We start from the raw sequence: 12,048 nt of genomic DNA, 5'->3' as shown, positions 1-12,048 counted from the left end.
CTATCATTTTGACAACTTTAAAAGACATAGCTGTAAGAGCGAATATTTCTACTTCGACGATATCACGCTTTTTAAATAATGACCCAACTCTCTCCGTTAGCGATAAGAAGAAGCAAGCTATTCTTGAAGCGGTTAATGCTCTTGGCTACAAGTCCCCACAACGAAGTAAGAAGAAACTTTAATCAAACCAGTGCTGATGATACTCAAGATTGTGATACTAATTGCGAATTGATTTTAGTGAACTTTCTGACCCCCACTCAAGAGATAGATGACCCCTACTTCACTTCAATACGAGCAGGAATTCAAAACCGTTGCCTGGAAAAAGGGATCTCCCTACGTGGTTTACATATCCATCAGATAGAAGCCAATCAGGTATTACTGCGAAATGCAGCAACAGTTATTGCTGTCGGTCACTTCTCAAATGAAGAAATTTCGTTATTATACCATACCAATAAAAATTTGATTTTCGTCGATTCGAATCCGCTCGGATTAAAAACAGATTCCGTGTTAATCGACCGTATGGCACTTGCACAGGATGTCATGAGTTTTATTATCAGCAGTCAATGTAAAAGACCCGCCTTTATTGGAAACAATGAAGAAAGACTCCATGCTTTTCGAGAAGTGACTCAAGGTCATGGCTTGTATAATGAGAGTCTTTGTAAAGTCAGCAAAGAATATTGTATTGAATCTGGTTACCAGGCAATGAAAGAGATGCTACAACACAAGACATTACCAGATGTTGTTTATGCAGCCACCGACATGGTCGCAGTAGGAGTATATCGTGCTATTTATGAACATGGGTTTTCCATTCCTGAAGATATCCAAGTGATTGGTACCAACGATATTTCATCTGCCAGACATATGAGTCCCAGTTTAACAACGATGCGGCTTTTTCCCTTTGAAATGGGCGAAGCCGCAATTGATATGTTTATAGAAAATCTAGCAGGGCGCAGGCACAAAAAAACCGTTCTGTTTAGTCATGAATTTATTTGGCGTGATAGTTTTACAAAAAAATAGCCATTATCTCTGCCTTGATTACTAGTGCTAAAATCAAGGCATCTCATCCCTTATTAAAACTTATGATGCCGTGATAACATTTAATTAGGTAAATTTTAATCAAACCTGGATAAAACATCACAAACTAAACATTAAGTTATTATTAAATTATTACTAATAACTCTTGTCAGGTTTAGTTCCTTAAATATGTTGCTAGAGTTTAAGTGATATTAACCAAATATCACTTTCATAAATCACAAGGCAAATATATGTTAAGAAAAATAAATTATTCAGTATTGCTCTGCTGTTTAACGTCTACCTCTTATGCAAACGCATTTACAAAAGGAGCGGATATCAGTTGGATAACCCAAATGGAAGACGGTGGTTACGAGTTTTACAACGACTGGGGCTATCGGCAAGATGTACTGTCGATTTTACGAGATCATGGTATGAATGCTATACGTCTCCGCGTTTGGGTCAACCCAAGTGACGGATATTATAATTCGTTACAGGATGTACTGGTAAAAGCTCAGTGGGCTAAAGCTGCCGGTATGGACGTGATGATCGATTTCCACTATAGCGACACATGGGCAGATCCTGCAAACCAATGGAAACCGTCTGCATGGAATAGTCTCAGCTTTGAAGAGCTAATGGATAAAGTCTGGGCTTACACCAGAGATTCCCTCATTACCCTCAAAGAGGCAGGAATCACTCCTAAATGGATTCAAATTGGCAACGAGACCAACAACGGGATGCTTTGGAATGATGGTTTAGCGTCCAGTAATATGCGTAACTTCGCTTGGTTATTTAATAGTGGCAGAAATGCCGCCAAGGAAATATTCCCTATCGTACACTTAGCCAACTGTCACGACAATGGCAATTTCCGCTGGATTCTGGACGGACTACAGTCAAATGGTGCATGGTGGGATGTGATTGGTGCATCGTCATACCCAAAAATGCTGCGGGGATCACCTGGCAACAAGCCAACAACCAATGCCTTAACAACTTAAATGACCTCGTTAGTCGATATGGAACAGAAGTCATGATCAGTGAAATTGGCGTACCGTGGGACGATCCAGAATCCAAAACAATAGTCGCTGACTTAATTCACAAAATCCGAAGTGTTAACCAAGGAAAAGGAATCGGTATCTTTTATTGGGAGCCGCAAGCCTATAACTGGCAAGGGTACACTTTAGGAGCCTGGAACCCTGAAACGAAACAACCAACAGAAGCCCTTGATGCTTTTCTAGAGTGAATTCTGCTCTCCTGTGTACAGTAAGGGGACGAATTACCCCCTTACTGTCATTGTCTGACCAGCATATAACGTCTTTACAAGAAGTCTTAGATTTGACTCATGCAATACTAGTGTCATACCAACCAGATAAATTGTGCCGCCATTACTAATTTATCCTTTTACGCCGTTAACTTAGGTGTGAAATAAGTGAGCAAGTATGACGAGAGAATCACATCCGCTGGATACGCGCATCATCAAACTGATGCAAGAAAAACGAGGCCTGCTGAAAAAAGAGGCCAAAGCGGTGTTAAAGCAAGAAGTTTACCGGCTCAATCCGGACGAAATCCAGAAGGTGAAACTGTACTCGGAACATTTCGGTTTGAACTCCCAACAGCAACTGTTGAGTGAAATCTTGGATCTGCGCCGTGAAGCCCTGATATCGCAGTTGTGTGCCTGATCCGCTTGCGATCCCGCGCACAGTCAGAGTATTGGCCTGGCTACGGCCACCTACCTTGGGCCAGGGTCAGTACTCCAAAAGCTTCCAGACGATAGTGTATATGAAACCGCAGCGCCCGACCTGCTTTGTGCGCTGCGTCAGGCGTCAGATCCAGAGTCAGACTTTGTTTACCCTCATGCCAACTACTGAGCATGGATTCAGAAAAATCAAAGTAACAGCCGGTTTCGCGGGTAAAGAGCTTTAAAAACACTCTCTTTAGCTGAAAAAAGAACAGTCATCCGTTGGTATTGACTGAGCGATAACCCCTGCATCTGCTCCCTGTCTTCCCGGCCGGCCAGCGCGCCCTGAATCGTTTCCAGCGTCGCGTCTTTGATCCAGTTTTCAATATCGACTCCCAGCATATCACTGCGTGATCGCCTTGCGATCGCAACAGCCAGATGATCATGATGGGAGATAGAACCAACCACGCCATCCGGCCATATTGGCGCGCGGTGCTGACCAACCGGCAATTGCATCACAGCCGACCGACAGGCTCGCAAAGCATCACATGCCGCAACTCTTCCGGCCACAAACTCTGCCTGGCGCTGAATCACTGCCCGTTTCATCGAGTCGGGAATACGAATGTGATAGTGTTCAGGCACCGCTTCATTATAGTGCGCCGTATCGAACTGACGCACCTGTATCGCTTCCCGGCCTAATCGGATGCAACGCACAGGCTTAAGAAAGTGGCTACTCATGGCTAGCGGCCGGACGACTACAGGGGATCACTAGCGGCGTATGGCTGACCGGGTCCTCAATGATGAGACTCTCCAAGCCAAACACACGATGCACCAACTCAGCGGTCACTAGATCCGCAGGTTTACCTTCCGCAATTATCTCGCCATTGCCCATCGCGATAATATGGTCAGCGTAGCGGCAAGCCTGATTCAAGTCATGTAATACAGCGATCAGGGTGTGACCCTGACGCTGATTCAAATCGCGGAACAGGTCAAGTAATTCTATCTGATGAGCAATATCAAGATAGGTTGTCGGCTCATCCAGCAGCAGCAGAGAAGTCTGCTGAGCCAGCACCATTGCAATCCACACTCGCTGGCGCTGACCTCCCGATAGTGCATCAACCTGACGCTGCGCCAGTGATTCAACGCCGGTTAACTGCATCGCCGAATGCACCGCTCTTTCATCTTCCAGACTCCACTGCCGAAAGAACTTCTGATGTGGGTAGCGCCCTCTGGCGACCAGATCAACGACCCTGATCCCGTCCGGCGCTGAAGCACTCTGAGGCAATAGCCCCAGTTGCCTGGCCAGCGCTTTGGTTTCAAGTCGGTGAATGTCTTCACCATCAAGGCATACCTGGCCGGCCTTGGGTTTGAGCAGGCGACATAGTGTCCGCAACAATGTGGATTTACCACAGCCATTCGGCCCGACGATGACAGTAAACTGACCGTCCGGAATTCGAACATCAATACCGTCAAATACGGTATGACTCTCATAGCCCAATTGTAAATTAGTTCCGGTCAGTCGGGCCGGAAAATCACCATTTGTCATACTTGCTCCTGCTTGGTCAGCAAAAGATTCAACCCGAGACCGGCCGCCTCAGGACGGGCAAACTGGTGCAACATAAACTGAGTGACTGAGGTCAGTTGTCTGACCTGCTCTGAACCATATACATCGCTACGATAGCTCATCAGAATACGCAGGCTGTCCTGCCCGGCCACCCGTTTCTTCCATCACTTCAAACTGCAGGCCAAGTGCTGATTCACTTTTCTCCGGATCGACCTGTTCAAAACGTACCAGATTTCCGTCTGCAGTGAGTTCACCATGTAATTTATTCTTGGCGTGCAGCTGGATCATTACCTCAAACAGGTGATGTTTATCCTGACGTGCCCCTGCAAGCGCGTCTTCCACCCAGTCAATCGGCACATCTGAGTATGGCAGTGATTGATTTATGGTGTTTTTAACCTGTGCCACCAGTTCACCAACTGTGTCAGCCTGATCAAAGTGGACCAGGTGCATAGCGAGGGTGGTAAAATAGCCCACCGTATCGTAAAACTCACTGTCCAGCCTGCCAGAAGCTGGCGTACCCACCAACAGTTTATCCGGAGCCCCAAGATGCTTCAGGGTCATCGCTATCGCAGCATAAACCACATTAAACAGCGATGCGCCCTGCTGTTTCGCCAGCCCGTATAACCCTGAGATAACCTTAGGTTCGAGACCAATTTCAACCCAGCCACCAGCATCAGAAGCGCAGTGAACGTCACCTTGTAACGCAGGTAAGATCGGCGCATCAAACGGAGCGTCGCGTAATTGTTCCAACCAGTAACCAAGATGCTCCGAATTAGCACCATGACGAGCTTGTTGCAAAGCATATTCAGTAAATGGCACAACCTCACACGGCCATTGCGGCTCACGACCAGCACTGCGTGCAGCATAAGCCAGTTTGAGATCGTCGATCAGTAAGTTAACTGACCATTCATCCAACACAATATGATGAACAAGCAGCGACAAGTACTGTGCTCCGCTTTGAGTATCACGTACAAAACGCACTCTGATTGGCAGTTCTTTTTTCAGATCAAAGATATACCCGGCTTCCTGATTTAGAACTGCCTGGCGATCCATTCCCACGCTGGCTGATGAAGGCCAAAACCAGCGATAATGCTCCAGCGCACCGACTTCAATCACAGTTTGCACAACCTGATCACCGTCAGAGTGGAACAGACTGCGCAGCGCTGAATGGCGGTGTAGCAGGTCAGCAAAGGCCAGACCAAACACCGACTCGTCGACCGGGTCGACAAAACGCAGCGCAAAAGGAATATTAAACAGTTCGTTGTAACCAAAGGCAGCGTAAGCTTTCCACAACGAAGCCTGAGCGAAGGAAAGCGGCGCGCTGCGACTGTGAGAAGTGAGTGTACTGTACGACAAGTCCGTTGGCGCCAGGTGCGACGGATTTCCGCCATGATCCACAGCATGCTCCGCCAGCCCCCACGCCGTTGGCTGACTGAACAAATCATTAATATGAATTTCAATTTGATGTTCAGCTTTTAACTGGCCGATAACCCGGGTGGCAACCAGCGAATGTCCGCCGAAGTCAAAGAAGTCATCGTGTATACCAAACTGCGTCACTTTTAAGGCCTCGGCAAAAGCATCACGAATCAGGTATGCGATCCGTTCACGTTGTAACGTATCGTCAGCAGAAGTGCTGTCTGCCGTGTCCAACTGTTCGGGCAATGCTTCGGCCACTGCCTTAGCGTCCCCGTCTGCGAGCAGTGCAGGAAGCGTCTCGAAGGATTGATTGCCGTGCAGATAGTCAACAAACTGCTCAAGTAAGCGGGCACCAATATAAGACGATACCCGCTCGCCACTGGTCAGCTCAAGTAGCAATTTATTGTCACAGCTCAGTCCCAACGCTAACACCAGATCAAAGTCACTGTGTAGTGGCGGGATACGAATTGTCTCACTCTGAACCTGGCTTAGTCGCAGGTGTCGGGCAGGGTCAACACTCCAGGTCACCAGCGTTGCCAGTTCACCCGAGTCAGTCGGAGTCCTTGCCACACCTGTTGGTGTCTGCCAGGCAGACTTTACGCTTTGATAGGCGTTAATTTCACTGAGTCTGGTGTCGATCGTAATTTGCACTAAGTCACTCTGCACGGCACGGCCATTCAATTCTTGGTGACGCTGATGAATATCAGACGGCGCAAACACCGTGCACTCAGTCTGACCGTTTAACCGGGCGAGAAAACGACCGAATGCACCTATGGCAGCACATAACATCGCCGCATGCTCCTGACTGTTGGCTTCCTCTTTACCAGCCACGCAACGTGTCAACAAATTAAACGGTACAGTGACCCGAACAGTCTCTGCTCGCCGGGCAACGGATTTCAAACGATCCTGACCCAAATGTTCAAGCGGATAACGTAAGCGGGTTTGTCCCGCGGCAAGCCAGTGATGATTGGAGTTCAGCGGTTGCTGAGTTTGATAAAATGGGTGGACAACAGGCGTACCTCCAGGTTGTGATTGATTCCAGTCTTCGATATTGAGTTCACCATGATAGAACCCGCTCAGAGAACTGAACATGACCTGCCAGTTGAGGCATTGCGCCACAATCCGGTGGTGACGCAGCGCGAGAATCACGTCTTCGCCAATCATCAGGCGACATGCCAATGGCGATTGGTGAGCCAAATCGATACGTTGATCCTGCCAGGTCAGCAATTGCTGCACTGCTTCGCGACGCTCAGAAAAACGCATCAGTTCAACCCAGGCTGAACGCTGCGGTCCGGGCTCTTTGACTAACTCAAAATCTTCATTTAGCCGGTAGCGACTGTTGATATCGGGCAGAGAATCCAGCATAGCTTCAAGCGCTTTAATCAGCCACGCAAGATCAACCTCACCATTAAGGCGAAATGCACTGACGTATTGATGCGTACTGTCACCGCATTGCTCATGATGCAGCCAGACTTGCTGCTCAAATTCATTCGCCGTCCGGGTATTAGTGCTTATGCGACTGGCCGCGGTTGACTGGGTGTAAGAATGCAGTTCGCTCATGATGGTCTCCTTGGCGTCGAGCGTTTAATCGGGGTGAATCATTGCTGATCGCTGAGGTGCTGGATGTGTTGTATCCAGCTCTGTATCGTCGGTTGGGAAGCAAGCGCTGCATAGCCGATATGAACTCCGCACCGCGAACTCAGGCGTTCACTTAGGCGCATCACAAGCAGTGAATGCAGGCCCGCATCAAACAGGTTGGTATCCTCGCTGATCTCAGCCCCCTGTTGAGGCAGTATTAGCGTCACCTCTCGTTGTACTATGTGTTGGATGTCGGTCATGTTGATTGGTTTATCCGCTGAATAGGCTGCTGAGTAACAGCAACACCGGTCATCAAAACAGCGGTGCCCGTAAACAGGCACCGCTTTCGGTCAGAAGTCCAGTTGCAGAGATACACCAACCAAACGAGGCTGCTGCGTCACTGCGGTATAGACATCATTGTCAGTGATCATGGTTGGTTGGGTGGAATCAAACAGGTTAGTGGCAAACAGTGTGGCCCGTCCCATGCTGAAGTTGTAAGCCAGTTGAACGTTGGTAATCCAATCTGCGTCAATTTCCCCCAGCTCATCATTATCGTAATAGGAGTAGTAATTGTCGGTGTAATTGATACTGGTACTGAACTCAAAGTTATTGAAGAAGGTGTAGTCAGCACCAAAGTTCATGCTATAGGACGGAGCACGAGGTAATTCATTACCTTCATTGTCACTGCCATCGAAACGCTCAATTTTGGTTTTAAGCAAGCCCAGGCCAGCTGAAAGCTCAAGATCGGAAAATGGCATCCAGCGCGAGGTGAACTCCGCACCATAGGTTTTCGCTTTGTCGGCATTAATGATCGCCGTAGTGCGTGCACTGATGTAGAACGGCAGTTGCAAATCATCATAGTCGTTATAGAACAGGTTGGATGTCAGCTCGACCTGACCATCCATCAGGCGGTGACGCGAATACAACTCATAAGTCCAGACGTACTCTTCATCGTAGGTATAGGCGGTATACGGCGTATCAAACGTCATTCCGGCACCGCCAGCATTGTAGCCTTTCGCCACCATCATACCGACGGTATGATCCTGATTAAGTTTCCAGGCGATGTCCGCTTTGGGCAGAAACACGTTGTACGTTTCATCAAAATCGACAGCAACAGTCGAGCTGCCCCCCTCACGAATACGATGCTCCCGCTCTAAACGCCCGGCAAACGTCAGGTCTACGGCGGGTGTCAGTCCATATGTCAGTTCACCAAAGGCAGAGCTGGTTTCGGTTTTGTCATCAAAGCTACTACCGCCAAAGATGTAGACGTATTCATCCTGCTTGGAGTGGTAATAACGTAAACCGGCCAGGCCACGCCACTGTTGATCATTCGTTGCAAAATGCAGCACAGGTTCAATATGAAATTCCTTACCGTCGATGTTCGCGTAAGGCAAAGTGGTTACCGTGCGACGATTAATGGTGAAATCGGTATACGCAAGCTGATTCTGGAATGAGAGGTTGCCTGCGGTCTGATATTCGAAATCCCAAACTGCGCTGGTATTTTTGGTTTCAAACACAGGACGGCGCACATCATAACGTGCGCTCTGGTGTTCCTCTGAAGGAATCAAGGCTTCGTTTTGCGGTGCGGTACTGTCAAAGTGGTTCAAAGTCAGTTTGGTCGATAACCCCGGTAATGCAGCCGGCTCATACAAAAGTTTGCCGCGGGCAGTGATGGTTTCGATATCTCTTGGATCACCGATCGGTTCATACGACGGCATATCAACGAAACTCTCCCGTGTCTGACGATCAATAGAAAGGCGAAACGCCAGCTCATCTTCGATAATCGGCCCTGACACCATGGCAGCTGTCTGTGAATACCCCTGCTCTCCGACCGAAACCCCGTACTGAGCTGTGCCAGTCAAATGTCGGATCATTAGACTGCAATACCACAGCGCCTGCCATGGCATTACGGCCCTGAATATAGCTTTGCGGTCCGCGATACACTTCTACCTGTTTAAGATCCCACAGTGACTGTGGCCCGAATGCCAACTCATTATAGGTCAGCGAACGACCATCAAGTGATACATTCAAGCGTGGACGAGTCCCGTTCAAAAATGCGTTTGCACCGCGTGCCGCGCCGGATCCGTCTATGCCCCGAATAGCCGGGACATCATTACCGACACCAACATCCACGATATTCGGTGTATTTTGCAGCAGGTCGGTCACATCCGTCGCATTGGGCATCGAGTTGATTTTATCTTCATCAAACACGGAGACACTGGCACTGGTATCATGGACAGATCGCGCTACCTTTTCGCCATATACCGTGATGGTCGACATTGTAGTGGTTGGATCGTCATTACTTTGCTCGGCGGCAACCGCCATCGGTGCATGATACAAACCCAGCATCATGGCTGACAAAACCGTCAGCTTCAGGTGAGTTGCCGGTAACGGTGCTTTGATTGGAACAGAGTGTGATGCTGTCATTTATTTTCTCCCTCGTCAGCAATTACGTCACACACTCACGCCGCTGAGACAGCTTTATTTACCCTATTTTTTCGGATAGATAAACTTCAGTCTGCGAGCGAGTCATTGCCTGATCGGATAGATTCCCGTCGATCAGGACGCTCACTTTAAAACCAACAAATACAAATGTAAAGCATTCTCATTTGCATTTGTAAGAATTAGTAACAATATCTGATTTGAATCACGCCGAAGAACGAAAATAATTAAAAACGCTTAATATCAATAATTTAAAACAATAAACATGTTTCGATCTGAGGGCGCGATTAAAATCGATTGGAACGTGTCAATAGCCACACCAGATACATCCCACCGACAATTCCCGTCATCCGTCCAATAGGTAAATTCAGGCTGAAAGGGTGTAATTGAGTAATCAGATCCGCGACAACCATCAATAGCGCGCCCATGATGGCTGCGCCATAAATGGACAAACCGTCTCGGCAAATTAACCGGCGGATAAGTTGCGGCGCCGCCAGGGCAATAAACGCAATTGGTCCCGCCGCCCCCGTAGCGACTGCCGCCAAAACCACAGCAGCGAACAACATGACAACCCTCACCCACTCAACCCGAATCCCGAGCTGCGTCGCTAAATCGCCGCCCATTTCGAGCATAGAGAGTGATTTTGCCAACGCGACCATAAGCGGAAATACGATTAACACAGTTGCCAGCACGGGTAACGCGTGTGACCAGTTACGGGCATCAAGGGAGCCGGCCAGCCAAAGGTTTGCACTCATCGCATTATCAATATTGCCTTTCACCAGCATTAGTCCGTTTAATGCGCTGAGTACCGCGCCCAAACCGATACCAGTCAGGATCAGACGATAACCGCCCACGACACCTGCCTTACGTGCTAACAGATAGACCACTGCAGCCGTAGCCAGGCCACCGGCCACCGCGGCAATCGCCACCTGAACCGGGCCCGATTCAAATAGCACGATTTGTGCAATGGCTCCGGTTGCTGCACCGGTAGTAAATCCGATGACATCCGGAGAGCCGAGCGCATTTCGAGACACCGACTGAAAAACAGCGCCGGACATGCCAAGTGCCGCGCCGACAAATACCGCAGTCAACACTCTAGGTAAGCGCAGGTTTAATACAATCCGTTGCTGAATGCCCTGCTCGCGTTGGCCAGTCAATACCTGCCATAACTCCGCGACCGAAATTGAGTAGCTGCCCACAGACAGACAATAGACAGCCAGAATGATCACCAGCAGCGTCAACGCTGCCAACCAGTACAGTGACTTAGGTGAGTAGCATATCGAGGCCCGGCCATAGCGCCAGACCGAATAACCTGCGTTCCGTGTCCCTTTCACAATTGTGCAATCTTCCATTTTCTCACCAGTATCACAAAGAACGGACCACCAATTAATGCCACCATAATCCCGACACTGATCTCATCGGGATAGCCAATGATACGGCCAAGAATATCGGCAATCACGGTCAATAACGCGGCGATGATCATCGCATAAGGCAATAACCAACGATGATCCGGCCCAACCAGGAATCGGGCCATATGCGGGGCTATCAAACCGATAAAGCTCAAGGGACCCGCGGCCGATGTCGCCGCCCCGCTCAGAATGATGATAACCACAGCTGCCAGCAACCAAATGCGCTGCGGGCTGGCCCCCAGAGCCTCACCAACATCTTGCCCCAAGGCCACCGTATTAAGTGCTTCTCTTAATCCCCAGGATACGGCTATGCCGATCACCACCAGAGCCGACACCGGCCACAGCACGGCGTAGCCTCGCCCCTGCAAGGAGCCCACGGCCCAGTGGCGGAACTGATCAAATACTGCCTGTTCACTATTTACCGTGATAATGTGGGTCAGCGCCAGCAACACCACGGACAACGCCGATCCCGCTAATACAACACGGACCGGATTGATGTCCTGCCTCAACCCCGCCAGCAGATAAACCGCCCCACCAGCCAGGCTAGCGCCCAGTAAACCAAACCACATGTAGCCAAGTACATCAGTGACACCAAATAGCGCAATCGCGCTGACAATCGCCACCGTTGCGCCAGCATTCACACCCAATACACCTGGATCAGCGAGGGGGTTGCGGGTCAGTGCCTGCATCATAGTCCCGGCGATGCCTAAAGCACTGCCGACCACTATTGCCAGCAAAGTGCGCGGAATTCGTAAATGATGTACCAGCAAATGCTGACTGTTGCCGGGGTCAAACGCAATCAGCGCTTGCCAGGTAACCGATGGCGCCACAAAACGGGTACCAATAAATACGCTGCAGCAAACGCATATCATTAGCAGGCTCAGCAAGAACACTAACCCCCATCGTTGTCTGAAACTGCGGCGATGCATCGGCATATGATTGAGGATATCAGT

The 12,048-nt window shown here is 49.2% G+C and carries 12 protein-coding genes and 1 pseudogene; 5 read left to right on the top strand and 8 right to left on the bottom strand.

Going from position 1 to position 12,048, the window contains the following annotated elements:
- The first annotated feature begins 8 nt into the window (after positions 1 to 8).
- From ABDK09_14670 to ABDK09_14650, 5 genes are all read left to right on the top strand, one after another.
- A complete protein-coding gene (locus tag ABDK09_14670) occupies positions 9 to 182 on the top strand; it encodes a LacI family DNA-binding transcriptional regulator (protein ID XAW90600.1) in 174 nt (57 codons plus the stop codon).
- A complete protein-coding gene (locus ABDK09_14665) occupies positions 124 to 1,017 on the top strand; it encodes a substrate-binding domain-containing protein (GenBank protein XAW90599.1) in 894 nt (297 codons plus the stop codon). Before ABDK09_14670 ends, ABDK09_14665 begins: the two co-directional genes overlap by 59 nt.
- A gap of 203 nt (positions 1,018 to 1,220) precedes the next feature.
- Positions 1,221 to 2,006: a glycosyl hydrolase 53 family protein gene (locus ABDK09_14660; protein XAW90598.1), complete on the top strand. Its 786-nt coding sequence runs from the start codon at positions 1,221 to 1,223 to the stop codon at positions 2,004 to 2,006.
- Between the two features lie 32 nt (positions 2,007 to 2,038).
- On the top strand, positions 2,039 to 2,251 hold the full coding sequence (locus ABDK09_14655) for a glycosyl hydrolase 53 family protein (GenBank protein XAW90597.1): 213 nt from the start codon (positions 2,039 to 2,041) through the stop codon (positions 2,249 to 2,251).
- A gap of 196 nt (positions 2,252 to 2,447) precedes the next feature.
- Positions 2,448 to 2,687: a hypothetical protein gene (locus ABDK09_14650; GenBank protein ID XAW90596.1), complete on the top strand. Its 240-nt coding sequence runs from the start codon at positions 2,448 to 2,450 to the stop codon at positions 2,685 to 2,687.
- A gap of 206 nt (positions 2,688 to 2,893) precedes the next feature.
- Here the strand turns inward: ABDK09_14650 and ABDK09_14645 are convergent, their stop codons facing one another.
- From ABDK09_14645 to ABDK09_14610, 8 genes and pseudogenes are all read right to left on the bottom strand, one after another.
- Positions 2,894 to 3,424 (bottom strand): 4'-phosphopantetheinyl transferase superfamily protein, encoded by a 531-nt coding sequence (locus ABDK09_14645; protein XAW90595.1) that lies wholly within the window; start codon positions 3,422 to 3,424, stop codon positions 2,894 to 2,896.
- Entirely contained in the window at positions 3,417 to 4,232 is an 816-nt protein-coding gene (locus ABDK09_14640) for an ABC transporter ATP-binding protein (protein ID XAW90594.1), read from the bottom strand. The genes ABDK09_14645 and ABDK09_14640 overlap by 8 nt, the downstream gene beginning before the upstream one ends.
- Positions 4,229 to 4,372: a hypothetical protein gene (locus ABDK09_14635; GenBank protein XAW90593.1), complete on the bottom strand. Its 144-nt coding sequence runs from the start codon at positions 4,370 to 4,372 to the stop codon at positions 4,229 to 4,231. Before ABDK09_14635 ends, ABDK09_14640 begins: the two co-directional genes overlap by 4 nt.
- Complete coding sequence (locus ABDK09_14630) at positions 4,359 to 7,226, bottom strand: condensation domain-containing protein (protein ID XAW90592.1); 2,868 nt, start codon at positions 7,224 to 7,226, stop codon at positions 4,359 to 4,361. The genes ABDK09_14635 and ABDK09_14630 overlap by 14 nt, the downstream gene beginning before the upstream one ends.
- A 38-nt stretch (positions 7,227 to 7,264) precedes the next feature.
- Positions 7,265 to 7,504, bottom strand: coding sequence for an acyl carrier protein (locus ABDK09_14625; GenBank protein ID XAW90591.1), 240 nt, complete (start codon positions 7,502 to 7,504; stop codon positions 7,265 to 7,267).
- 90 nt (positions 7,505 to 7,594) lie between these two features.
- A pseudogene (locus ABDK09_14620) lies at positions 7,595 to 9,671 on the bottom strand (TonB-dependent receptor).
- Between the two features lie 302 nt (positions 9,672 to 9,973).
- Positions 9,974 to 11,020 (bottom strand): iron chelate uptake ABC transporter family permease subunit, encoded by a 1,047-nt coding sequence (locus ABDK09_14615; GenBank protein ID XAW90590.1) that lies wholly within the window; start codon positions 11,018 to 11,020, stop codon positions 9,974 to 9,976.
- Positions 11,017 to 11,967, bottom strand: a complete 951-nt coding sequence (locus ABDK09_14610) for an iron ABC transporter permease (protein XAW90748.1) — start codon at positions 11,965 to 11,967, stop codon at positions 11,017 to 11,019. The genes ABDK09_14615 and ABDK09_14610 overlap by 4 nt, the downstream gene beginning before the upstream one ends.
- Positions 11,968 to 12,048: the final 81 nt, after the last annotated feature.

Source organism: Vibrio sp. CDRSL-10 TSBA (assembly GCA_039696685.1).
In the GTDB taxonomy this organism is placed as follows: Bacteria; Pseudomonadota; Gammaproteobacteria; order Enterobacterales; family Vibrionaceae; genus Vibrio.
The sequence above is the reverse complement of the archived record's forward strand: the minus strand, read 5'-3'. Positions and strand labels throughout refer to the sequence as shown.

Bases quoted from the DNA above. Each gene is read 5' to 3' on its own strand.
- ABDK09_14625 (XAW90591.1), bottom strand. From the start codon at position 7,504: ATGACCGACATCCAACACATAGTACAACGAGAGGTGACGCTAATACTG.
- ABDK09_14650 (XAW90596.1), top strand. From the start codon at position 2,448: ATGACGAGAGAATCACATCCGCTGGATACGCGCATCATCAAACTGATG.
- ABDK09_14640 (XAW90594.1), bottom strand. From the start codon at position 4,232: ATGACAAATGGTGATTTTCCGGCCCGACTGACCGGAACTAATTTACAA.
- ABDK09_14610 (XAW90748.1), bottom strand. From the start codon at position 11,967: ATGATATGCGTTTGCTGCAGCGTATTTATTGGTACCCGTTTTGTGGCG.
- ABDK09_14635 (XAW90593.1), bottom strand. From the start codon at position 4,372: ATGAGCTATCGTAGCGATGTATATGGTTCAGAGCAGGTCAGACAACTG.
- ABDK09_14655 (XAW90597.1), top strand. From the start codon at position 2,039: ATGATCAGTGAAATTGGCGTACCGTGGGACGATCCAGAATCCAAAACA.
- ABDK09_14645 (XAW90595.1), bottom strand. From the start codon at position 3,424: ATGAGTAGCCACTTTCTTAAGCCTGTGCGTTGCATCCGATTAGGCCGG.
- ABDK09_14630 (XAW90592.1), bottom strand. From the start codon at position 7,226: ATGAGCGAACTGCATTCTTACACCCAGTCAACCGCGGCCAGTCGCATA.